Source organism: Rhizobium leguminosarum bv. viciae USDA 2370 (genome assembly GCF_002008365.1).
Lineage (GTDB): Bacteria > Pseudomonadota > Alphaproteobacteria > Rhizobiales > Rhizobiaceae > Rhizobium > Rhizobium leguminosarum.
Genome location: NZ_MRDL01000025.1, coordinates 83,384 through 105,201, shown reverse-complemented (window position 1 = coordinate 105,201; position 21,818 = coordinate 83,384). Strand labels below are relative to the sequence as shown.

At 61.3% G+C, this 21,818-nt stretch carries 21 protein-coding genes; 8 read left to right on the top strand and 13 right to left on the bottom strand.

Annotated elements, in window-relative coordinates:
• Nucleotides 1-95: 95 nt before the first annotated feature.
• Nucleotides 96-686, bottom strand: a complete 591-nt coding sequence (locus BS629_RS11515; protein WP_018243601.1) for a GNAT family N-acetyltransferase — start codon at nt 684-686, stop codon at nt 96-98.
• 94 nt (nt 687-780) lie between these two features.
• Complete coding sequence (gene odc2, locus BS629_RS11510) at nt 781-1,914, bottom strand: ornithine/lysine decarboxylase (RefSeq protein ID WP_018517632.1); 1,134 nt, start codon at nt 1,912-1,914, stop codon at nt 781-783.
• A gap of 527 nt (nt 1,915-2,441) precedes the next feature.
• Here odc2 and BS629_RS11505 point away from each other — a divergent pair.
• The 3 genes from BS629_RS11505 (at nt 2,442) to BS629_RS11495 (ending at nt 5,221) form a co-directional block, all read left to right on the top strand.
• Complete coding sequence (locus tag BS629_RS11505; RefSeq protein ID WP_018243603.1) at nt 2,442-3,335, top strand: LysR family transcriptional regulator; 894 nt, start codon at nt 2,442-2,444, stop codon at nt 3,333-3,335.
• A 174-nt stretch (nt 3,336-3,509) separates the two neighbouring features.
• Nucleotides 3,510-4,151 carry a DUF1007 family protein gene (locus tag BS629_RS11500; RefSeq protein WP_018243604.1) on the top strand — a complete coding sequence of 214 codons (642 nt, stop codon included), beginning with the start codon at nt 3,510-3,512 and terminating at the stop codon, nt 4,149-4,151.
• On the top strand, nt 4,145-5,221 hold the full coding sequence (locus BS629_RS11495; RefSeq protein WP_018243605.1) for a nickel/cobalt transporter: 1,077 nt from the start codon (nt 4,145-4,147) through the stop codon (nt 5,219-5,221). The genes BS629_RS11500 and BS629_RS11495 overlap by 7 nt, the downstream gene beginning before the upstream one ends.
• 58 nt (nt 5,222-5,279) lie before the next feature.
• Here BS629_RS11495 and BS629_RS11490 read toward each other — a convergent pair whose 3' ends face one another.
• From BS629_RS11490 to BS629_RS11475, 4 genes are all read right to left on the bottom strand, one after another.
• A complete protein-coding gene (locus tag BS629_RS11490) occupies nt 5,280-5,486 on the bottom strand; it encodes a hypothetical protein (RefSeq protein WP_018243606.1) in 207 nt (68 codons plus the stop codon).
• The gene (locus BS629_RS11485; protein WP_018243607.1) at nt 5,483-6,178 is read right to left on the bottom strand and encodes a GNAT family N-acetyltransferase; all 696 of its coding nucleotides are present in this window, start codon (nt 6,176-6,178) and stop codon (nt 5,483-5,485) included. Before BS629_RS11485 ends, BS629_RS11490 begins: the two co-directional genes overlap by 4 nt.
• Before the next feature lie 64 nt (nt 6,179-6,242).
• A complete protein-coding gene (locus tag BS629_RS11480) occupies nt 6,243-6,962 on the bottom strand; it encodes a tellurite resistance TerB family protein (RefSeq protein WP_018243608.1) in 720 nt (239 codons plus the stop codon).
• A 111-nt stretch (nt 6,963-7,073) separates the two neighbouring features.
• Complete coding sequence (locus BS629_RS11475; protein ID WP_018243609.1) at nt 7,074-7,712, bottom strand: 2-dehydro-3-deoxy-phosphogluconate aldolase; 639 nt, start codon at nt 7,710-7,712, stop codon at nt 7,074-7,076.
• A gap of 154 nt (nt 7,713-7,866) precedes the next feature.
• Here BS629_RS11475 and BS629_RS11470 point away from each other — a divergent pair, with 154 nt between their 5' ends.
• The 4 genes from BS629_RS11470 to trhO all read left to right on the top strand — a co-directional run bounded on the left by BS629_RS11470 (nt 7,867) and on the right by trhO (nt 10,857).
• Nucleotides 7,867-8,355, top strand: coding sequence for a CYTH domain-containing protein (locus BS629_RS11470; protein ID WP_018243610.1), 489 nt, complete (start codon nt 7,867-7,869; stop codon nt 8,353-8,355).
• Nucleotides 8,333-9,241, top strand: coding sequence for a CHAD domain-containing protein (locus BS629_RS11465; RefSeq protein WP_018243611.1), 909 nt, complete (start codon nt 8,333-8,335; stop codon nt 9,239-9,241). Before BS629_RS11470 ends, BS629_RS11465 begins: the two co-directional genes overlap by 23 nt.
• 138 nt (nt 9,242-9,379) lie before the next feature.
• Nucleotides 9,380-9,856, top strand: coding sequence for a VOC family protein (locus tag BS629_RS11460; protein ID WP_018243612.1), 477 nt, complete (start codon nt 9,380-9,382; stop codon nt 9,854-9,856).
• Between the two features lie 71 nt (nt 9,857-9,927).
• A complete protein-coding gene (gene trhO, locus BS629_RS11455; RefSeq protein ID WP_077988264.1) occupies nt 9,928-10,857 on the top strand; it encodes an oxygen-dependent tRNA uridine(34) hydroxylase TrhO in 930 nt (309 codons plus the stop codon).
• A 50-nt stretch (nt 10,858-10,907) separates the two neighbouring features.
• On the opposite strand, the gene BS629_RS11450 is transcribed toward trhO, so the two are convergent.
• On the bottom strand, nt 10,908-13,121 hold the full coding sequence (locus tag BS629_RS11450; protein ID WP_018243614.1) for a putative bifunctional diguanylate cyclase/phosphodiesterase: 2,214 nt from the start codon (nt 13,119-13,121) through the stop codon (nt 10,908-10,910).
• 113 nt (nt 13,122-13,234) lie between these two features.
• Complete coding sequence (locus BS629_RS11445; RefSeq protein WP_018243615.1) at nt 13,235-14,608, bottom strand: GH1 family beta-glucosidase; 1,374 nt, start codon at nt 14,606-14,608, stop codon at nt 13,235-13,237.
• A gap of 251 nt (nt 14,609-14,859) precedes the next feature.
• Between BS629_RS11445 and BS629_RS11440 the strand changes: the two genes are divergently transcribed.
• A complete protein-coding gene (locus tag BS629_RS11440) occupies nt 14,860-15,264 on the top strand; it encodes a DoxX family protein (protein ID WP_018243616.1) in 405 nt (134 codons plus the stop codon).
• Between the two features lie 76 nt (nt 15,265-15,340).
• Here BS629_RS11440 and BS629_RS11435 read toward each other — a convergent pair whose 3' ends face one another.
• The 5 genes from BS629_RS11435 to BS629_RS11415 all read right to left on the bottom strand — a co-directional run bounded on the left by BS629_RS11435 (nt 15,341) and on the right by BS629_RS11415 (nt 21,713).
• Entirely contained in the window at nt 15,341-16,528 is a 1,188-nt protein-coding gene (locus tag BS629_RS11435; protein ID WP_018243617.1) for a Gfo/Idh/MocA family protein, read from the bottom strand.
• Between the two features lie 222 nt (nt 16,529-16,750).
• The gene (locus BS629_RS11430) at nt 16,751-17,803 is read right to left on the bottom strand and encodes a sugar phosphate isomerase/epimerase family protein (RefSeq protein WP_012759029.1); all 1,053 of its coding nucleotides are present in this window, start codon (nt 17,801-17,803) and stop codon (nt 16,751-16,753) included.
• Between the two features lie 252 nt (nt 17,804-18,055).
• Nucleotides 18,056-19,003: a substrate-binding domain-containing protein gene (locus BS629_RS11425; RefSeq protein ID WP_018072728.1), complete on the bottom strand. Its 948-nt coding sequence runs from the start codon at nt 19,001-19,003 to the stop codon at nt 18,056-18,058.
• A 100-nt stretch (nt 19,004-19,103) separates the two neighbouring features.
• On the bottom strand, nt 19,104-20,108 hold the full coding sequence (locus BS629_RS11420; protein ID WP_018243618.1) for an ABC transporter permease: 1,005 nt from the start codon (nt 20,106-20,108) through the stop codon (nt 19,104-19,106).
• Between the two features lie 78 nt (nt 20,109-20,186).
• A complete protein-coding gene (locus BS629_RS11415) occupies nt 20,187-21,713 on the bottom strand; it encodes a sugar ABC transporter ATP-binding protein (RefSeq protein WP_018243619.1) in 1,527 nt (508 codons plus the stop codon).
• Nucleotides 21,714-21,818 lie beyond the last annotated feature (105 nt).

The following is a 21,818-nucleotide window of genomic DNA, read 5'->3' as shown; positions in this document are numbered from 1 at the left end:
CCACGACAGGCCCGCCTGCCTCCATGGTCAAGCGGCGCGGACATTGCCGGCCAGGAGGGAAAGATTCCCAACCCCGACCGGCCGATCGGCACAGCTCAAGCGGCGCGGCGAACCGGCGCGCTGGCTAGCATGCGTCCCGAAGGGACGATCATGCCGGCCGCGCCGTCAAGCCAGCCTTCCGTGAGTTCGAGCGCAAGAAAGCGCGAACGTTCGAACGGACCCGGCATGACAAGATGGCGAGCCCTCTCGGCAAAGAAGCCGAAACGCTCGTAATAGGCAGCATCGCCGACGAGCAGGACGGCGCCATGCCCGCGCTTCTTCGCTTCGAGGATCGCTGCGCGCATCAGCGCCGAGCCGATGCCCTTGCCGCCGTGATGGGGCGCAACGGCGAGCGGTCCAAGCAGCAGCGCATTGATCGGCGTGCCTTCGTCATTGACGCCGGCCTCGATGTTCCAGAGGCGCACCGAGCCAATGACATGGCCGTCGCGATCGCGCGCCACCAGCGCAAGGCCCTCGGCCGGAACGCGGTTGCGGCGGATCTTCTCCGACGACTTTTTGCGGCGATCCGGGCCCATGACGCGGTCGAGCAGGTTTTCGCGAGCAACGACATCCGAGGGATTTTCGGCGTCGATGGCGAAAGTGGTAGGCGCAAAGAATGCGCGGACAGAATCAAGAACAGCGGCCATCTTGGCCTCCCGTACCCAATACCGTTATCAGCGGCGATGAAAGAAAATTGTGAAGTTGCCGCCCCGATTGGTTACGGGGCCGACGGAAACGACCTTAGATGATGTAGGCCTTCAGCGGGTCGAAACCGTTGAAAGCGACCGCCGAATAGGTCGTCGTATAGGCGCCGGTGCCTTCGATCAGGACCTCGTCGCCAATCGAAAGGGAGATCGGCAGCGGATAGAGGTTCTTCTCGTAGAGCACGTCGGCCGAATCGCAGGTCGGGCCGGCGATGACGCAGGGCTCCATCTCGTCGCCGTCGTGATCCGTGCGGATCGGATAGCGGATGGCTTCGTCCATCGTCTCGGCGAGACCGCCGAATTTGCCGATGTCGAGGAATACCCAACGGGCATCGTCATTGTCCGACTTCTTCGAAATCAGCACGACTTCCGCCTTGATCACACCGGCATTGCCGACCATGCCGCGGCCCGGCTCGATGATCGTCTGCGGGATCTGGTTGCCGAAATGCGTACGCAGCGCCTGGTAGATCGACTTGCCATAAGCTTCTGCGGACGGAACGTCACGCAGGTACTTGGTCGGGAAGCCGCCGCCCATGTTGACCATCTGCAGGTGGATGCCCTGCTTGGCAAGCGATACAAAGACGCGCTTGGCATCGGCGAGTGCCGAATCCCAGGCATCGACCTTGGTCATCTGCGAACCGACATGGAACGAGACGCCATAGGACTGCAGGCCAAGCTGATGGGCGTAGACGAGAACGTCGACAGCCATCTGCGGGACGCAGCCGAACTTGCGCGACAGCGGCCATTCAGCGCCTTCACCATCCGTGAGCACGCGGCAGAAGACACGGGCGCCGGGAGCGGCGCGCGAGATCTTCTCGACTTCCTCGTGGCTGTCGACCGCAAAGAGGCTAACGCCGAGCGCATGCGCACGGGCAACGTCACGTTCCTTCTTGATCGTGTTGCCGTAGGAGATACGGGCGGCGGTCGCACCGGCTTCAAGCGCCATTTCGATTTCGGCAACGGATGCGCAATCGAAATTGGAGCCGAGGCCTGCGAGCAGCTTCAGCACTTCCGGAGCCGGGTTGGCCTTGACGGCGTAATAGATGGCGCTGTCCGGCATAGCGTGACGGAAGGCGTGGAAATTGTCGCGAACGACGTCGAGGTCAACCACAAGGCAGGGACCATCGGGACGTCGGGTTGCGAGAAAGTCGCGGATGCGCTGGGTGGTCATATCGATTCCCTCTTCCAATTCCAGAGCTCCGGCATGAACCGGAGGACAAAGGGCATACGATAGCTCGCATTGGAACCAGCCGGTGGAGACCCCGGAACCATAGCAAGCGCTCGATGCGCGGATGGTGAACCAACGCCGCGGTGCGGTGTAAGTTCGGCTTTGTCTGCCATGGATTGGAGGGAGAGTCCCAACCGCACTTCCGGCAATGATGGTGTGCCTCTTCAGTAACCCCCGCTGATGGAAAGCAGGGAGAGAACAAAAAGGCCCGCACCGTCGTTGCTTCAGGCGTCCTCGCATTTTCCGGTTGGCCGGAATAGCGACTGGAGGGGTTAATTCCAGGTACCTTACCGATTTCCTCACCAATTCGAGGGTTCGGCGGACACCCATGGGCACGTGCGACTTTGGGCTGAGTGGGAAATAAGAATATTCGCCTTCATAATCAAGCGATTTTTTGATCTCGGGCTAAAAAAATAATTGAACAAGACGAGCCAATTTGTTCAACATTCCGAAACAGCCTGAGGGGTGCCATGGATACCTTGACCCGCATACGTGCCTTCATCGATGTCGTCGAGGCCGAAGGCTTCTCCGCCGCGGCAAGACGCACCGGCCGCTCAAAGGCGCTGCTCTCCAAATATGTGCGCGAACTGGAGGATGAGCTCGGCGCCCTGCTGCTCAACCGCACCACCCGGCAATTCTCCATGACCGAAGCCGGCCATACCTATTACCGCACCGCCTCCGATATCTTAAAGGAGATCGACAACCTCGCCGATCTCGTGCGTGAGAACAATGCACAGCTCAAAGGACGGCTGCGCATTTCCGTGCCGCGCACCTTCGTTGATGCCGATGTCGGCCAGTCGCTGATCGATTTCGCCAAGGAGAATCCGGACCTTTCGCTGGAGATCGCCGCCGATGACCGGTTCGTCGATCTGATCGAGGAAGGCTTCGACGTGGCGATCCGCATCACCAAGCTCGAGGATTCCGGCATGATCGCCCGCAAGATCTCGGATTTCCGCATCCATATATGCGCCACCCCCGAGTTTCTCGAGCGTCATCCCGATCTCGATCACCCGACAGCCCTTTCCAACGTCCCCTTCATCGTCGACACCAATGCGCGCACCCAGGCGAGCATCCGCTTCCACAATCCCGACAACACCTCGTTCGCCGTCGCCGTATCCGGACCGATAGAGGTCAACAGTCCGCATGCGACATTACGCGCAGCACTCGCCGGCATCGGCATAGCCTTCATCCCGGATTTCATCGCCCGCAAGCCGATCGAGAGCGGCGAACTGGTAACGCTATTCAACGACTACATCCCGACGGACCGCGGCATCTATGCCGTCTATCCGCACCGGCGCTACCTGCCGGCCAAGGTGAGGATCTTCGTCGATTACCTGCACAACTGGTTCAAGAAGCATCCGTAGAGCATGTCGCGCAAAAGTGTTCGCGACGTGCTTTAGCGCAGTGCCCTTGCGAAGCGATGCGACATTCCGCCCTGCATCAACATCCGGCCCCGCGAAACCGATGCCGAGCCCGGTCCCAATTCCGTCCCAATTTCTGGCAAGAAGTCAGGGGCAGCGAACAGGGCAGCGAGATAGATGAGATATTCGAAGATACTGATCGCCGCGCTTCTTTCGCTGGCGCCGACCGCCGCCTTTGCTCATCCGCACATCTTCGTGGAGGCGCGTCTCGAAGTCGTGGCCGGCAAGGACGGCAGTGTCGAGGAACTGCGCAACGTCTGGCGCTTCGACGAGGTCTTTTCGTCCTCCGTGGTCATGGATTTCGACAAGAACACCGACCTGAAGCTGGAGCCGAACGAGCTGACCGACGTCGGCAACACGGTCAAGAAGTCGCTTGCCGATTACGACTACTACATGAACCTGACGATCAACGGGAAAAACATCACCGTCCAGAAACCCGACATCATCCATGTCGACTACAAGGATGGTCAGCTGCTGATGTTCTTCGCGGTAAAGCCGGTGGAAAAGATGCCGCTGAAGGGCCGGCTCACTTTCGGCGTCTACGATCCGACGCTCTACACCTCGATCGATTTTCCGACAGACAACGAGCTTGCGATCGTCGGAGACGGCTTCAAGGCCTGCAAACATCAGGTGGTGCGGCCGGATGCCGACGAGGTGATCTCGCAAAACAAACAGTCGCTGACGGACGCCTTCTTCAACGATCCCACCGGCACCAACATGTCCAAACTCTTCGCCACCCGGCTGGAGGTCACATGCTGACGAAACGCCTGCCCCTCATCCTTTCCGCTGCGACCCTTGCGCTGGTGACGGCTGCAAGCCTCGCTCATGCGCAATCGCCGCTTGGCATCGGCACGGCGGAGCCGAGCTTCCAGCCGACTGGCGGGCCGTTTGCGCCACTATTTCTCTACGTCAATTACGAGCAGCAAGCCTTCTACCGGGCGCTGACCGGTGCCTTGAAGGCGATGCGCCAAGACCCCTGGCAGCTGGCATCGCTGATCGGCCTCTCTTTCGCCTATGGCGTCTTCCATGCCGCCGGCCCGGGCCACGGCAAGGCGGTCATCTCCTCCTACATGATCGCCAACGAGGTCGAGCTGAAGCGCGGCGTGGTGATTTCCTTCATTTCGGCCTTCGTCCAGGGCGTGATGGCGGTGGCGCTGGTCGGCGGTGCCTGGCTGGTGCTGCGCGGCACCGGCATCACGCTGACGGCGGCGACCCACGCGATGGAGATCTCAAGCTTCGTCATGGTCATCCTCTTCGGCGGCTGGCTGCTGTTCCGCAAACTGCGGTCGCTGGTGGGCAACATGCCGCGCCGCCGGCTGATGGCGACGCCGGCCGGTCCGGTCAGCATGATGCTCGACTGGAAGGACAATGCCGCCGAACGCCAGGCCTATGCCTTCAACGGCAAGGCGCAGGCTGTGGAAGCCGGCCACACCTTCGTTCCCGGCATGGTCTGTGAGACCTGCGGCAATGCCCATGTGCCTGATCCGTCCCTGCTCGCCGGCGACAGGTTCAGCGCCCGCGAGGCCTGGTCGGCGATCGTGGCCGTCGGTCTGCGCCCCTGCTCCGGCGCATTGCTGGTCATGACCTTCTCGCTGCTGAACGGGCTCTATCTCGGCGGCGTGCTTTCGGTCGCCGCCATGTCGCTCGGCACGGCGATCACCGTTTCGCTGCTTGCCACACTTGCCGTCACCGCCAAGAGTGCGGCCGTCCGCCTCTCCGGACGCGGCTCGACCGCCTCGATCTGGATCGGCAACGCCATCGAAATCCTCGGCGCCGTTCTCGTCATGCTGATGGGCGCCCTGCTGCTCGGGGCCTCGCTGCAGGGCTAGAGCAATTCCAGCAAAAGTGCGCAGCGTTTTTGCGTCCGGAATTGCGCAATGCTGTAGACTATTTCCCCCGGCTGCGCTGGTAGCGCGCCCGCAGCCAGAAAACTGCGAAAAACGCCATGATCAGGCAGATGCCGACGACGATTGCCAGCGTCGGCGAAAAATTGCCGATCCAGAGCACGATGGTCGGCAGGAAATAGATGACGAGGGCGGCGCTGAGCAGGATGATACCGGCGGCGGTCGCCTGCGAGCGGCTTTCCGGGCTCATACCAGCCTTTCCTTTTCAAGATCGGCGCGGATGTCCTGCAGGCGGCGGATCTGGTTGCCCTCGGCATCGAAATTCTCAGGCGAAAGCCAGGCTCCGAAGGCATCGTTGATCAGCGGCCATTCACTGTCGATCATCGAGAACCATGCGGTGTCGCGGTTGCGATGCTTGGAGATCATGTGCTGGCGGAAGATGCCTTCGAAGCTGAAGCCGTAACGGGCGGCCGTCGTCTTGCTCGCCTCGTTCTTATTGTCGCATTTCCATTCGTAGCGGCGGTAGCCGAGATCCTCGAAGACATGCTTGGCCATCAGATAATGCGCCTCGGTCGAAAGCGGCGACCGCTTCATCTCAGGCCCATGTGCCACCCCGCCGATCTCGACGACGCCGTTTGCCGGGTCGGCGCGCATGTAATTCGCCATGCCCACAATCTTGCCGGTGGCATTGTCGCGGAAGATATGGGTGAGCCAGCCGGACTTGGTGTTGACGGTTTCCAGCCAGCTGGCGAAATCGTCGATGCCGGAGAAGTCGTCCTGCGCGAAATAGAGAAGCAGCGGATTGATGCCCATGCCGCCAAGCCCATCCCACAGCGCCTCAAGATGTTCGGCGCGCCGATAAGGCTCGACGGTGACGAAACGGCCCTTCAGCGTGACCGGCTTCGGCGCCGGGCAGCCCTTGAAATTTGCAAGATCGCGCATGTCCACTCCCCTTTTCGGAAGAGTGGATAGGCCAGCCGCCCGACAAAGGCAACCGGCCTAGATGTCACTGTGACAAGGTCACCTTGGCGGAGGACACCGTTGCCTCGATATGGTCGACCAGCTGGTCGGCAAGGCCGAGACGGCCGGCAAGCAGATCGAGATAACCGCGCTCGGCGCGCGAATCCGGGTCGATGGTGAGCCGCGAGGCGGTGTAAAGCTCGACACGCTGTTCTTCCGTCGTCGCGGCAGCAACCAGCGCATCGATATCCGTCGGCGACGCGAGTTCATGCTCGATGAAGGCCGCAGCCTCGCCGCTGACATCGGCCGCCTTGACCTTGTCCATGATCAGGGCGCGTTCGGCATCGTCGATATGGCCGTCGGCCTTGGCGGCGGCGATCATCGCCCGGATCAGCACTAGCACGAATTCATTGCTGCCGGCAGGCGACGCCGGCCCGAAACCGGACTCGGCAGGCGGCGGCAGGAGAACCGGGTTGTTTGCCGACGGCGCATCCGAGGGGGCTGCCGGCGCCTGCCCCGCCTGGTAATTCTTGTAGGCCTGGTAGCCAAGGCCGGCAATGGCAGCAAGACCGCCGATCGCCAGCGCATTGCCCGCAATACCGCGGCCGGTCTTGGTGCCGAGAAGTACGGCGGCAATGGCGCCAGTCGCCAGCGGATTGTTCTTTGCCGTCTGCACGGCGTCGCCGGCCCTGTCGCGGACCGAACCGCCAAGACCCGGCATCTGTGAACCCAAGAACTGGTCGAGAAGCTTCTTTGCGTCGAACATTCCTCGTCGTCTCCCTGTTTGAAACTGGAGGAGAACATAGGTTTGCGACGGCTGAAATACAAATAGGAGGAGCGGGATTGAGCGGTGGCGCTCACCCGCTCCTGCCGAAACTCAAGCCTTCAGCGCTGCCGCCTCTGCCGCGAGCTTGGTGATCCCAGCCCAGTCGCCAGCTGCAACCAGTTCCTTCGGCGCCACCCAGGAGCCGCCGACGCAGATGACGTTCGGCAGCGAGAGATAATCATGGGCGTTCTTCAGCGAAATGCCGCCGGTCGGGCAGAACAACGTGCCTGCAAGTGGCGAGGACAGCGCCTTGAGATAAGCGGCGCCACCAGCCTGCTCCGCCGGGAAGAACTTCAACACCTGGTAGCCTTCTTCCCGCAGCGCCATGACTTCGCTGGCGGTCGCGGCCCCCGGAAGCAGCGGCACGTCGGAATCGGCGGCGGCATCCAGCAGTTCCTGCGTCGTGCCGGGGCTGACGATGAACTTCGAACCGGCGGCGACGGCGGCTTCCCAATGGGCGACATTGAGGATCGTCCCGGCGCCGACTTCGGCGCCCTCGACCTCGGCGGCGACGGCGCGCACGGCTTCGAGTGCCGCCGGCGTGCGCATGGTGATCTCGATCGCCTTCAGCCCGCCCGCGACGAGCGCGCGGGCGAGCGGCACCGCTGACTTCGCATCGTCGACGATCAATACCGGAACGACAGGCTGGAGTTTCAGGATGGAAAGGAGCTTCTCTGTTTTCTCGCCCATGGTCGTGCGACTTCCTTGAAACGATTGAATTTGCATCCCGAATAACGCCCCCGCGGAACCTTGTCGAGATAAAACCGGACCGCATCACAAGAAGGGTATGAAATGCCTGGAAAGTGGGCTACCGTGCCGCAATCGTCACAAAAGGTTCACCGGCATGGCGAAAGAAATCGAGCGGAAGTTTCTTGTACGCAGCGATGGATGGCGTTCCGCCGTCGAGACGAAGTCTGTCCTCAGGCAGGGTTACATCGCCTCGATGGACGACCGTTCCGTGCGGGTGCGCATCCTCGACGGCAGGAAGGCGAGATTGACGATCAAGATCGGCCGCAGCACCATCACTCGTGACGAATTCGAATACGATATCCCAATCGCCGATGCCGAAGAGTTGCTGCTGAACGCGATCGGCGTCGTCATCGAGAAGACGCGCTACCGCGTTCCGCATGAGGGTTTCGTCTGGGAAGTCGACGTCTTTACCGGCGAGCATCGCGGACTGGTGATCGCCGAGGTGGAGATGACGGCGGAAACCGACGATCCGGCCCTGCCCGCTTGGCTCGGCCGCGAAGTAACCGGGGACTTCCGCTATTCCAACCAGGCCCTTGCCACAGAATACGGGCACGACAGGCATGGCCTATCGCATTCGGCCTGACGCCGATTTCACCGAAGCGTTCCGTAGCGTCGCCACCAGGCAGCTGGAACACGCCATCACTGTCCTAAGGAAGCGCCCGGACGGCGCGCATGAGGCGATCCATTCCTTCCGCAAGAACCTGAAGCGACTACGCTCGCTCTACCGCCTCGTGGCCCGCGAAATTCCGGATTTCCAAGCCCAAGAAAATGCGAGGCTGCGCGATGCCGCACACTCGCTTTCGGCGATCCGCGACGCTACCGCCCTCATCGGCACCGCCCAATATCTGCAGCATGCAGCCCGCGGGAACGAGGAGAGCGAGGCGCTCGGCCGCATCGTCACCATCCTCGAAGGCCGCCGTGATTGGATGGCGGAAGCCGAAAGCGGCCTGGAACAGCGGCTCGCGGAAACCTCCGACGTTCTGAAGGAGGCGATCGCCGCCTTAGACGCCGTCTCCTTTGATGGCGGCCACCGCAAAAATGCACGCATGCTGGCGAAGAGCTGGCGCCGCATCGCGCTGAAGGCCAAGACCGCGCTTACAGCCTGTCACGGCGAGGCATCGGCCGACGATTTCCACGATCTGCGCAAACGCACCTACGACTATCGGCTCTACCATGCCCTTTTGCGCGACATCTGGCCGGGCGCGATGAAGGCCAAGCGCGATGCGGCCAGCGAACTCGTCGAGGATCTCGGCCACATCCATGATCTCACCGTACTCTCCGAACTGGTCGAGGCAGAACCGCAGCTCTTCACTCGCAATGACGACCTGACGCATCTGCTCGACATCATCATCTTCCGCCAGCAGGAAGACCGGCGGCAAGCGCTGATCAAAGCCGAAGCCGTCTTCGCCGATGATGCCGACGAGGAAGCCCAGCGCATCGAGCTTCTCTGGCTGATGGCCGGGAGTTGAGAGACAGCGAAACTGGAAGTGCCTGCGCGTTGCTCTGCATTTCCTGCAATATCACAAAGAACCCTGTTGACCTCAACCAATCTTGAGGTCCTAGCTTGCGGTGGTCAAACAAGCAGAGACCTGATCCGCGAGGAAAAAATGACCGCCGAAAATGCCGCGATGCCGAAGGTACTCGGGCTCTACGAAACACATCTGACCGTTGCCGATCTCAAGACCTCCACGGAATTCTACCGCGATGTCGTCGGGCTCGAACTCGCAGCGTCGTTCGAGGAGCGCAAAGTCACTTTCCTCTGGGTGGACGACAGGAAGACCGGTATGCTCGGCCTTTGGGAAACCGGAACCGGGCCGCTGAAGATGCGGCTGCACATCGCCTTCAGCATGACCGCCGATGGCGTGCTGCAGGCGCCTGACATTCTCAGGGCAAAGGGCGTGGAACCTCTCGGCTTTACCGGTGAACCGGTAACGGAGCCGGTAGTTCTCGGCTGGATGCCGGCGCTGTCGATCTATTTCAAGGATCCGGACGGGCACTCAATCGAGTTCATCAGCGTTCTCGACGCCGACCCCGACCGGAGCTTCGGCGTGCGGCCGTTTTCCGAATGGCAGGCGCAGGGATAATCGATTATCTGTCAAGGCCGCCACCGGCGAAGGCAATTGCGCCGCCCGCTGATTTTCTGTATTTCCGGCCCATGACCGACAGCCTGACACACACCAGCCCGTTCCTCGTGGCCGCACTTTACCATTTCGTTTCCGTGCCGCGCTTTCCCAGCCTGCAGGCACCGCTGCAGACGCTTTGCGAGGAGAATGGCGTCAGGGGAACGCTGCTTCTGGCGCATGAAGGCATTAACGGCACGATCGCGGGCCCGGATGCCGGCATTCAAGCCGCGCTCGCCTTCCTGCGCGCCCAGCCGGAATTTTCGGGCCTAGAGCACAAGGAAAGCCGCGCCTCGAAAATGCCCTTCCTGCGCATGAAGGTGAAGCTGAAGAAGGAAATCGTCACCATGGGCGTCGAGGACATCGACCCCAACAAAGTGGTCGGAACCTACGTGGCGGCCAAGGACTGGAATGCGCTGATCTCCGATCCCGATACGATCGTCATCGACACCCGCAACGATTACGAGACGGCAATCGGCACTTTTCGCGGCGCGCTCGACCCGAAGACCAAGACCTTCCGTGAATTTCCCGATTGGGTGCGCAACAATCCCGGCCTGCACAACAAGCCGAAGGTCGCCATGTACTGCACCGGCGGCATACGTTGCGAGAAGGCCACCGCTTTCATGAAGGCTGAGGGCTTCGACGAGGTCTATCATCTGAAGGGCGGCATCCTGAAATATCTGGAGGAAGTGCCGCAGGAGGAAAGCCTCTGGGATGGCGCCTGCTTCGTCTTCGACGAGCGCGTCTCCGTCGAGCACGGTCTGAAGGAAGGCGAACACAGGCTGTGCCACGCCTGCCGCAACCCGATCACCGCAGAAGAAATCACCTCACCGCTCTACGAGGAAGGCGTTTCCTGCAGCCACTGCTATCATAAGCGCACGGAGGAAGACCGGCTGCGTTACCGTCAGCGGCAGCACCAGATCGCCCTCGCAAAAAAGCGCGGCCAGCGACATTTCGGCAGCTAAGCCGGGATTCCGGTTGGAACAGCCTTGCTGTCTGAGGATCAGGCCACCGGTCAGACAGCGCCGATGCGGCGCCGAGCTTGCGGCTCCGCTGCACGCCGCTCGTTCAGCATCTCGGTGATAAGGTCTGATGTCACAGGCTTTCCGAACCAATAGCCCTGCAGGCAGTCGCAGCCGAACAGGCGCATGGCTATCGCCTGCTCCTCGGTCTCGATGCCTTCGGCCGTCACCGGAATGTCGAGCGAGCGGGCAAGCGCTACCGTCGCCTGCAGCATCTCGCGCTGGCGTTTGTCCTCGTTGACACCCATGACCAGCGAGCGGTCGATCTTGATGCGGTCGAAGCCGAACTGCCTGAGATAACCGATCGAGGAGAAGCCGGAGCCAAAATCGTCGAGCGCCACCTTAACCCCCAGCCCCTTCAACCGTTCGATCGACTGGCGGGTGCGCTGCGGATTCTGGATCATGTAGCCTTCGGTGATCTCGAGCGTGATACGACCGGCCTCGATCTCCGTCTGCTTCAGCACGTAGCGCACATAGTCGGTAAAGGCGGGATTGCGGAACTGGCCGGGCGAGACGTTGACCGAGACGTTGAGGTCCGGCCATTGCTTGGCTGTCTCACAGGCTTTGCGCAGCACGAACAGGCCAAGTGATTCGATGAGGCCGCTGGTCTCGGCGATCGGGATGAACAGCTCGGGCGACACAGGGCCATGTCCCGGACGGTTCCAGCGCACCAGCGCCTCCACGCCGGTCATGGCATGCGTCGCCGCATCGATCAGCGGCTGGTAGGCAAGCGTCAAGTCGCCGCTTTCGATGGCGATCCGCAGATCGAGCTCCAGCGCATTGCGCTGCTCTCGATCGGCGTCCATCGACGGGTCGTAGAGCGTCATGCGCGCGCGGCCGGCCTCCTTCGCCTTGTACATGGCAAGGTCGGAACGGCGCACCAGCTCCTCACGCCCGATCGCCCCGAAAGGCGACATGGCGATACCAATGCTTGCCCCAACGACGACGACACGGCGACCGATCTCCAATGGCTCGACGAGAAAATCGAGGATCTGCTCGGCAAGCTGCAGGGCGGCGGCATTCTCGCTGTCGGAGAGAAAGGCGATCGCAAATTCATCGCCGCCAATACGGGCAAGAACCGCACCTTGCGGAATGAGCACGTCGAGCCCGGCCGCGACCGCGCGAATCAACTGGTCACCGGTGCCGTGGCCATAGCTGTCATTGACTTCCTTGAAGCCATCGAGGTCGAGATAGAGGAGCAGCACATTGCGCTTGGTCTGGCGTGCCTCGACGACAAAACGATCGACGGCGAGCCCGAGACCGTCGCGATTGGAAAGGCCGCTCAGCCTGTCGCGCAGCGCCTCCTCGCGGGCGCTGCCTTCCTCCGCCTTCAGGCGGCGGCCGGCAAGCCAGCCGATAGCCAGCAGTACTGCGAAAAACAATCCGACGAGGCCGAGCGCCTGGATGACCATCGGCCGCACCTGTGCATAGGCGATATCGCCGGGTGAACGCGAGATCCAGACGAGCTTGCCGAGCGTTGCCCCCGTCGGATCGACGATCGGTACGCGATAGTCGGCCGCAAAGCTCGGCGGCGCCAGCCTCAGCCCGCCGATGACATAGGTCTGGCCGAGAGCGGCCACCCTGTCGTCATCGAGATGGCGGGCGAAAACGAGGTAGCGGTGCTGGCCGGCGGGCACATCAAGCGCACCGGACTTTTTCCGAACCAATGCCACGCCGACGGCGGCAATGCCCCGTTTGGTGGTGACGAAACCGATCGCCTGGGGACGATCGGCCGGACCGGCCGCCTTCACCGTGTCGAGCAGGCTCCAGAGCGACGGCGCGAAGAAAGCCGTGAGCGGCGCCTCCATCGGCTTGCCGTCGCGATAGGCCATGATCGCCTTCTTCTCACCATCGATGACGATCGCCATGTCGAACAGCGAGCTGTTGACCGACATCTCGCCGTAATTGCTCACCGTCCAGGCCATGCCGTCCGGCGCATAGACGTTGACGGCGGCGTCGTCCCAGGCGGCGTAATCGTCGAGCGTCGCGCCGAGCTGATCCTCGAAGGTCTTCAGCGCGCCGACCGTCGTTTCGCGCGAGCGCTCGTCATCGAGGAGATTGGCATTTTCAGCCACACGTTCGAGCGCGGTCAGCACCATGATGGTGACGACTGCGACGATGACCGCGAAGGAGAAAAGCACGCCGGTGACGGTGATGTGACGGCTTACTCCCGATCCTTTGCTCTGCGACTTTCCGGCTGTCTGCATTACGACTCCCTGACCGTCGGACTTTGCCAGCCAAGGGTTCAAAAACGTTTAAGCAACCGGCTGTTGCAGGTTTCTGACGAGTTATTTTTGTGCCCCGCCTGAGGACGCACCCCCTAACCCGGCTTATGATTGCCCTTCGGGAACTTGGCCGCGAGTTCGCGATACCATTTGCCGCTCTTTTTTACCGTACGCACCTGGGTCTCATAATCGACATGGACCAGACCGAAGCGCATGCGGTAGCCTTCCGCCCATTCGAAATTGTCCATCAGGCTCCAGGCGAAATAGCCGCGTAGGGGATAGCCGTCCTTGATGAGGCCGGCAACGATTTCGAGGTGATCGCTGACATAGTCGAGGCGCATCGTGTCGTCGACCTCGCCGTCGATGACATCGGTGTTGTCGCAGGCGCCGTTCTCGGTGATGTAGCATTCCGGCAGTTCGTAGCGACGGTAGAGGTCCTCGACCGAGAGCTTCAGGCCCGGCGCATAGATTTCCCAGCCAATATCGGTCTTGACGTCGCTTGCCGGCGGCGCTTCCACCGTCCAGGGGAAATCGCCTTTGCGTTCGGCATCATCAGTGACCCGCTCGGGCTTGTAGTAGTTCAGGCCCCACCAGTCGAGTTTCTGGCTGATAAGCTTCAAGTCGCCATCTTCGATGACAGGCATGCGGTCGCCGAGCGCCTCGACGAATTCCTTCGGATACTCGCCCTTGAAGACGGGATCGAAGAAGGCGCCGTTGTGGAACTGATGCGCACGCTCGCCGGCGGCTAGATCGGCCGGGCTGTCGGAGCCGGGAATGACCGAAGCGGCGTTGAGCACAAGCCCGACGGGCACATTTGGGGCTTCCGAGCGGATCGCCTCGACGCCGAGACCGTGGGCAAGGTTCATGTAATGCATGGCGTGAAGGGCGGCCTGCATGTTGCGCTCGCCCGGAGCATGGATGCCGTAGAGATGGCTGAGCCAGACGATGCACCAGGGTTCGTTGAAGGTCGCGACCCGGTCGAGGCGATCGCCAAGGCGGTTCATCACCGTCTTGGCATAGCGCTGAAACGCATAGGCGGTCGAGCGCGCCGTCCAACCGCCCTCGCCGGCGAGCAACAGAGGCAGATCCCAGTGGTAGAGCGTCGCGAAGGTCTTGATGCCCCGCGCCTTGCAGCCGTCGACCAGCCGATCGTAGAAATCGAGGCCGGCCTCGTTCACCGGACCCGTGCCTTCGGGGATAATGCGCGGCCAGGCAATCGAGAACCGATAGGCTTCGACACCCATTTCCTTGATGAGATCGAGGTCCTGTTCCAGCCTGTTATAGTGATCGCAGGCAACGTCGCCGTTATCGCGATTACGGACGCGGCCAGGCATATTGCAGAAAGCATCCCAGATGGATGGCTTGCGGCCCTCGGCTTTGCTGGCGCCTTCGATCTGGAAGGCAGCGGTGGCAACGCCGAAAGTGAAGTCGCCGGGAAAGCGCTCCGCGAGCTTCTTCGGATCGATCATCTGTAAATCCTATCTCTCAGGTTGAGCCGTTTGCGCCGGATTTAGCCAAGCCTGAAGGCAAAGTACAGGCTGGCCGGAAGAAAAACTGCAACGTTGCAGGAGGAAAAACAGAACAGCTGCAACGGCGTTGCAGCCGCCCCTCCCCCACCACGGAGCTGCCCTCATAACGGCAATGTCAGCAGTCGTGATTTGGCCGTTGAGACCGCGATCCTTACACGGGGAAATGGCATCACAAATATGAAAGGAATCCAATGCTCTCTTCGGTCCATTCGCTGCAGCCTCATCTGCTGAGCCTGTTGCGCATTGTCTCGTCACTTGTACTTTTCAGCTACGGAACACAGAAGATCCTGCATTTTCCCGCTGCGGCAAGTGTGCCGCCCGCGGGCTCGCTCTCCTGGATTGCCGGGCTGCTCGAACTCACCCTCGGCTTCCTGGTCCTGGTGGGATTCCAGACCCGTATCGCAGCCTTCGTGCTCTCCGGCCTGATGGCCTTCGCCTATTTCATCGGGCATGCCTCGAAGGGCATCTACCCCGCCCAGAACGGCGGCGTCGCGGCGATCTTGTTCTGCTTCGTGTTTCTTTATCTTGTGGCGGCAGGCGCCGGACCCTTGAGCGTCGACAACCTACTGAAGCGTGGCCGCACCGCTGCTGCCTGACCGAAAATAAAATAAAACGCCGAGGCGACTTTAGATCGCCTCGGCGCTTTTCATTGGGCCACGCGGATCGGTAAATTCACACCTTGATCCAGGCGCCGTTTTTCTTTGAAGACGCGACGCAGGCCTCCACGAAAGCCACACCCTTCACGCCATCATCGACTGTGGGATAGACCACCGCCTTGTCGACGGCCTTGCCCTTCTTGCGGGCGTTGATCGCATGCGCGGCTTCCGTATAGATCGTCGCAAAGGCTTCGAGATAACCTTCCGGATGCCCTGATGGCACGCGCGTGACACGGCCGGCAGCAGCGCCTGAGCCGGCGCCGCCCCGAGTGATCAGCCGCTTCGGCTCGCCGAAAGGCGTGTACCACAAGTAGTTCGGGTCCTTCTGGGTCCATTCCAACCCGCCCTTGGTGCCGTAGACACGCACCATCAGGCCGTTTTCATGGCCGGGCGCAACCTGGCTGCACCAGAGCATGCCCTTGGCCGGCTTCTCCGAGCCCTTCGCCTTGAAGCGCAGCATGACATGCGCATTATCGTCCAGCCGGCGACCCGGAACGAAACTGTCGAGATCGGCGGCGAGGCTGTCGAGCTCCAGGCCAGTGATGAAGGCGGCGAGATTATAGGCATGCGTGCCGATATCGCCGGTCGAGCCGCCGACGCCGGACTGCGCCGGATCGGTGCGCCAGGCAGCCTGTTTCTGGCCGGTTTGCTCGACCGCTTCCGTCAGCCAGTCCTGCGGATATTCGGCCTGGACGACGCGGATGTCGCCGAGTTCGCCATTCGCAATCATCTCCCGCGCCTGGCGGACCATCGGATAGCCGGTGTAATTATGCGTCAGCACGAAGAGCGCGCCGCTCTCGTCGGCGATCTTCTTCAGCTTCTTCGCATCGGCAAGGTTGGATGTCAGCGGCTTGTCGCAGATGACATGAATGCCGCGCTTCAGGAATTCCTTGGCCGCATCGTAGTGAACATGGTTCGGCGTGACGATCGCCACCGCCTCGATGCCATTCTTCAGCTTCGCTTCGCGGATCGCCATCTCGCGATAGCTGGAATAGGTCCGCGACGGATCGAGGCCGAGGTCGCGGCCGGATGCGATCGCCTTTTCGGGCGAAGCCGACAGCGCGCCGGCGATGAGATCGTACTGATCGTCGATACGTGCCGCGATACGGTGCACCGCGCCGATAAACGCGCCCGCGCCGCCGCCCACCATGCCGAGCCGGATGCGCGGCTCACGTGTCTGTTCGGATGATGCTTCGATTGCCATTGATTCCTCCTGAATTTTTCTTCCCTTCTCCCCTCGGGGGTTCGAAGGACGGGTTGAGCCCCGTGGCTCAACCCCGGTCGGTGGCCCGGAGGGCCGGATGAGGGGGCCCGGCGACAGATATGCCTTTCGCTTGTCGCTCAAGGCATTCGTCGCTATCGCTCCTCATCCCCTCATCTGCCCTTACGGGCATCTTCTCCCCACTCGGGAGAAGGGAATAGAAGCTTAGAGCCCCAGCATCCGCCGGTTCGCCGCCTGATCCGTGCCGCTGCCGGCGAAATCGTCGAAGGCTTTTTCGGTGACTCGGATGATATGGGCGGCAACGAATTCGGCGCCTTCGCGGGCACCGTCCTCCGGATGCTTCAGCGCGCATTCCCATTCGACCACGGCCCAGCCGTCGAAATTATTTGCCGTCATCTTCGAGAACACCGCGCCGAAATCGACCTGGCCGTCGCCGAGCGAACGGAACCGGCCGGCGCGTTCGACCCAGCCCTGATAGCCACCGTAGACGCCCTGACGTCCGGTCGGATTGAACTCAGCATCCTTGACGTGGAACATCTTGATGCGGTCTTTGTAGATGTCGATGTTGTCCAGATAATCGAGGCACTGCAGGACGTAGTGCGAGGGATCGTAGAGCATGTTGGCGCGCGGATGGTTCTTCACCCGCTCCAGGAACATCTCGAAGGTGATGCCGTCATGGAGGTCTTCGCCCGGGTGGATCTCGTAGCAGACATCAATACCGTTCTCGTCCGCATGGTTGAGGATCGGCGTCCAGCGGCGGGCGAGTTCGTCGAAGGCGGTCTCGACCAGACCGGCAGGACGCTGCGGCCAGGGATAGATGAAGGGCCAGGCAAGCGCGCCGGAGAAGGTCGCATGCGCCTTGAGCCCGAGGTTTTTGGACGCCGTCAGTGCCATCTTGACCTGCTCGACAGCCCATTCCTGACGCGCCTTCGGATTGCCCCGCACCTCCGGTGCAGCAAACCCGTCGAAGGCTTCGTCATAGGCCGGGTGAACGGCGACGAGCTGTCCTTGCAGATGAGTGGAGAGTTCGGTGATCTCGATGCCGTTTTCGCGCGCCTTGCCGGCGAATTCGTCGCAATAATCCTTGGACGTGGCAGCCTTCTTCAGATCGATCAACTGGCTGGCCCAGGTCGGCACCTGGACGCCCTTGTAACCGATGTCGGCCGCCCATTTGGTGATCGCGTCCCACGAGTTGAAAGGAGCAGTATCGCCCGCGAACTGGCCAAGGAAAAGGCCGGGGCCTTTGATCGTCTTCATGTCAGATTCCTCCCTGAATATCGACCGTAAACGTTTCTGAAAGTGTTGTAGCACGCAATTTGGCGGGAGCAAGGCGCCTCCTCGCCCTTGGCTCGTGATTTGGCGCGAAGCCAGATGCGATATGGCGGCGAGCTAATCATGATGGGCTTTGGCGGGCAAGAGGTACGTGCAGCATTTTCGGCCACCCGCTCTATGGAAAGCATAAAAAATGCGCCCATCCTTTCGAATGGGCGCACATCTCCAATGAATGGATCAGAACGGAGAATCCGGGAAGTAGAAGTCCTTGGCATTGTCCTTGGTGACGAGCGTCGCGTCGAGGATGTAGCTGCCGTGAACCGGGACCTGGTCGTAAAGTGCCGCCGCCGTCAGCTCCATCGCCGTACCGACCATTGCCGGCGGATAGAGAACGTCGACCGGGATCAGCTTGTCGCCATCCATGACCTTCTTGACCATGTCCTTTGAGCCGGCACCGGCGACGACATACTTGATGTCGGTGCGCTTGGCCTGCTCGATCGCCTGCAGAACGCCGACGGCCATGTCGTCGTCCTGGCACCACACGACGTCGATCTTCTGGTACTTGGTCAGATAGTCCTGCATGACCTTGAAGGCATCGTCGCGGTTCCAGTTGCCGTACTGGCGGTCAAGAACCTTGACGTTCGAGCCGGCAATGCCCTTGTCAAAGCCGTCCTGGCGCTGCTGGTCGATCGGGATCGGCAGACCGCGGATGATGACCACTTCGGCATCCGGCGTGGTGTCCTTGATGTACTTGCCGGCGACTTCGCCGAGAGCTGGGTTGTTGCCGGCGACATAGAGATCGCGCACGGAATTGTCGTTGTTGCTCGGCGCACGGTCGACGAGGGCGACGAACTTGCCCTTGCCCTTGACTTCCTTGATGGCGTTGACGAGCGGATCCGGATCCGACGGCAGGATGACGAGGGCGTCGATGCCCTGCGTATCGAGATCCTGCACGGCGTTGGCCTGGCTTGCGGCGTCCGGCGAGGTCTTGACGATGACGTTGAGACCGGGATGTTCGGCCATCAGCAGCTTGGCAACGCGTTCGGCATGGAACACCACGCCCGACGTCCAGCCGTGGTCGGCGGCCGGAATGGACACGCCGATCGTGAATTTCTTGTCCTGGGCGTGAGCGGCGCCGGCGAAGGTCACCGCCGCAACCGCCAGGCCCAACATCAATTTACGCATGCTATTTCCTCCCAATAATTCAGGGACTTTTCCATATCGGGACCGGGCGCCCTGTAAGCCCGATCAATTGTAACCCCGGCCAATTACAAGCCCGGTCAATTCATGATTTGCGCACCAGCGAGCGCTGGACGAACATGGCGATGATGATAATCGCACCCTGGATGGCGCCGATCAGATATTCGCTGATGAAATTCGAAAGCAGCATGATGTTGCCGACCAGTTCGAGAATGAAGGCGCCGCAGATCGTGCCCCAGACCCTGCCCGCGCCGCCCTTGAGCGCCGTGCCGCCGACGACGACGGCCGTGATCGCCTGCAACTCCCACAGGATGCCCGTCGTCGCCGACGTCGAGCCGAGACGGGGAACATAGAGCAGCACGGCGATGGCGACGCACAGTCCCTGGATGACGAAGGCGATCGTCCTGACGCGGTTGACCGCGATACCTGAATAGCGGGCGACATCGCTGTTTGATCCCACAGCGACGACGTGGCGCCCGTAGCGGGTGCGATAGAGGATGAAGGCCGCAACCGCCGTCACTGCCAGGATCACCACGATCGGCACTGGTATGCCGGCGACATTACCGAAATAAGCAGGGCGATAGAGCGTCTGGATATCGGCGGAGCGAAGCGTGATCGCGCCGCCCTGCGACAGCCATGTCGTCAGGCCGCGATAGATGCCCATCGTTCCGAGCGTCGCGATGAAGGGCTCGATCCTGCCGACCGTCGTGATCAGGCCGTTTGCCAGACCGCAGAGCGCGCCGGCGACGATGGTGAAGACGACCGCGACCGTCAGCATCAAAGCCGGGTTTGCGATGGCGCCCGAATTCATCAGCAGGATCATCAGGCTGGCGACGAAGGCCACCATCGAGCCGACAGACAGATCGAGATCCCCTGCTGATATCACGAAGGTCGCACCGACCGCGATGATGGCGATGAAAGCGCTGCGCGTCGCGACATTGGCAAGGTTGGTAATGCCGATGAAATTCGGATTGACCAGGGCTCCGACGATCAGCAGCAGCGCAAGGGCGACGAAGGGCGCGACCGCACGCAGGTCGACATCCCGCCAGGATCGGCGCCGGATTTCCCTGGTCTCCTCGTTGACACTCATTTCCAAAACCAACCTCCCGTCCCATATTTTCTGGGCATCTTATGTGTCCTCCTGATCGGCAAAGCCCTGCTTCAGCCTTCAGGCGGCCGCCTTCTTCTTGAGCCCGGCGGCGTAACGCATGATCTCCTGCTCGGAAATCTCGTCTCCTTCGAGCACGCCGACGATACGCCCTTCGCGCATCACCGCCACTCTCGTGCAGAGGCCGATGACCTCCGGCATCTCCGAGGACACGACGATGATCGACCGGCCGTCCCGGGCGAGCGCCGAGATGAAATGATAGATCTGCTGTTTGGTGCCGACATCGATGCCGCGCGTCGGCTCGTCGATGATGATGATCTGAGGCTCGGTCTCCATGACCTTGGCCAGCAGCAGCTTCTGCTGGTTCCCCCCCGACATCCGGCCGGCGACGATATTACCGTCGCGAACCCTAATATCGAAGCGGCGCTTGGCCTTTGCCATCGCGGCCGCTTCGCTGCCTGGGCTCAGATAGCCGTGAAAAGCGTGCCTTCCGAGCGACTGCAGTGTCAGATTGGTCACCATGCCGGAGCGCAGCAGCAGGCCTTTCGACTTGCGGTCCTTGGTCATGTAGGCGAGCCCGCAGCGATTGGCGGCATGCACGTCGCCGGAGGGAACAGTTTCCCCCTTGATGACCACCTCGCCCTCGAGACGGGTCCGCAATCCGGCGATCGCTTCCATCAGTTCGGTGCGGCCCGAGCCGATCATGCCGGAAAAACCGATGATCTCGCCCTTGCGCACCTCGAAGCTCGCATCCTTTACATAGCCCGTCGACACCGAGGCGACGCTGAGGACGATCTCCTCGTCGACATCAGGCTCGACCTTGGCGGGATAGAGGCTGGAAAGTTCGCGGCCAACCATCAGCTGTGCGATCGATTCCCCGTCCAGAATGGACGTCGCCGAAGTCTTGATCCACTGGCCGTCGCGCAGCACCGTGACGCGGTCGGTCAATTCCATCACCTCGTCGAGCTTGTGGGACACGAAGACGAAGCTGGTACCCTGGTCGCGAAGCTTGCGAACCTGCTTGAACAGCATATTGGTCTCTTCCCGCGACAGCACCGCGGTCGGCTCATCCATGAACACCACCCGCGCATCGCGGCTGATCGCCTTGGCGATTTCGACCATCTGCTTGTCGGCGATGGAAAGCGTGCTGATCAGCGCATTCTCATCGACATGCGAACCGAGCACGTCGAGAACCTTGCGTGTCTCCGACCGCATATATTTGCGGTCGAGCATGCCGAAACGGGTGACTTCGCGCCCGAGAAAGAGGCTTTCCGTCACGGTCAGATGTTCGGCAAGGTTGAATTCCTGGTGAATGATGACGATGCCCAGCGCCTCGGCGGCGCCATTGGGCGGCAGGACGACGGACTTGCCGTCGAGCAGGATTTCGCCGGAACTCGGCTGTTCGAAACCGGACAAAACCTTGACAAGCGTGGATTTGCCGGCGCCATTTTCACCCATGAGCGCATGGATTTCGCCGGCGCGGAGATCGAAGTTCACGCTGAAGAGGACCTGCACTCCACTGAAGGATTTGCATATGCGCCTGGCGGACAGCACCACGGGTGCGGTGTCGGCGATCTCCACGGTCATCTGATCCTCCCCAAAGCGGCTCCCCGTCCGCTCTGAAGCCTTATGTAAACCTTTACATACATCGTGTAAAGGTTTACATCGTTGATTTACACAGATCAGTTGAAG

Bases quoted from the DNA above. Each gene is read 5' to 3' on its own strand.
- BS629_RS11515 (WP_018243601.1), bottom strand. From the start codon at position 686: ATGGCCGCTGTTCTTGATTCTGTCCGCGCATTCTTTGCGCCTACCACT.
- odc2 (WP_018517632.1), bottom strand. From the start codon at position 1,914: ATGACCACCCAGCGCATCCGCGACTTTCTCGCAACCCGACGTCCCGAT.
- BS629_RS11505 (WP_018243603.1), top strand. From the start codon at position 2,442: ATGGATACCTTGACCCGCATACGTGCCTTCATCGATGTCGTCGAGGCC.
- BS629_RS11500 (WP_018243604.1), top strand. From the start codon at position 3,510: ATGAGATATTCGAAGATACTGATCGCCGCGCTTCTTTCGCTGGCGCCG.
- BS629_RS11495 (WP_018243605.1), top strand. From the start codon at position 4,145: ATGCTGACGAAACGCCTGCCCCTCATCCTTTCCGCTGCGACCCTTGCG.
- BS629_RS11490 (WP_018243606.1), bottom strand. From the start codon at position 5,486: ATGAGCCCGGAAAGCCGCTCGCAGGCGACCGCCGCCGGTATCATCCTG.
- BS629_RS11485 (WP_018243607.1), bottom strand. From the start codon at position 6,178: ATGCGCGATCTTGCAAATTTCAAGGGCTGCCCGGCGCCGAAGCCGGTC.
- BS629_RS11480 (WP_018243608.1), bottom strand. From the start codon at position 6,962: ATGTTCGACGCAAAGAAGCTTCTCGACCAGTTCTTGGGTTCACAGATG.
- BS629_RS11475 (WP_018243609.1), bottom strand. From the start codon at position 7,712: ATGGGCGAGAAAACAGAGAAGCTCCTTTCCATCCTGAAACTCCAGCCT.
- BS629_RS11470 (WP_018243610.1), top strand. From the start codon at position 7,867: ATGGCGAAAGAAATCGAGCGGAAGTTTCTTGTACGCAGCGATGGATGG.
- BS629_RS11465 (WP_018243611.1), top strand. From the start codon at position 8,333: ATGGCCTATCGCATTCGGCCTGACGCCGATTTCACCGAAGCGTTCCGT.
- BS629_RS11460 (WP_018243612.1), top strand. From the start codon at position 9,380: ATGACCGCCGAAAATGCCGCGATGCCGAAGGTACTCGGGCTCTACGAA.
- trhO (WP_077988264.1), top strand. From the start codon at position 9,928: ATGACCGACAGCCTGACACACACCAGCCCGTTCCTCGTGGCCGCACTT.
- BS629_RS11450 (WP_018243614.1), bottom strand. From the start codon at position 13,121: ATGCAGACAGCCGGAAAGTCGCAGAGCAAAGGATCGGGAGTAAGCCGT.
- BS629_RS11445 (WP_018243615.1), bottom strand. From the start codon at position 14,608: ATGATCGATCCGAAGAAGCTCGCGGAGCGCTTTCCCGGCGACTTCACT.
- BS629_RS11440 (WP_018243616.1), top strand. From the start codon at position 14,860: ATGCTCTCTTCGGTCCATTCGCTGCAGCCTCATCTGCTGAGCCTGTTG.
- BS629_RS11435 (WP_018243617.1), bottom strand. From the start codon at position 16,528: ATGGCAATCGAAGCATCATCCGAACAGACACGTGAGCCGCGCATCCGG.
- BS629_RS11430 (WP_012759029.1), bottom strand. From the start codon at position 17,803: ATGAAGACGATCAAAGGCCCCGGCCTTTTCCTTGGCCAGTTCGCGGGC.
- BS629_RS11425 (WP_018072728.1), bottom strand. From the start codon at position 19,003: ATGCGTAAATTGATGTTGGGCCTGGCGGTTGCGGCGGTGACCTTCGCC.
- BS629_RS11420 (WP_018243618.1), bottom strand. From the start codon at position 20,108: ATGAGTGTCAACGAGGAGACCAGGGAAATCCGGCGCCGATCCTGGCGG.
- BS629_RS11415 (WP_018243619.1), bottom strand. From the start codon at position 21,713: ATGACCGTGGAGATCGCCGACACCGCACCCGTGGTGCTGTCCGCCAGG.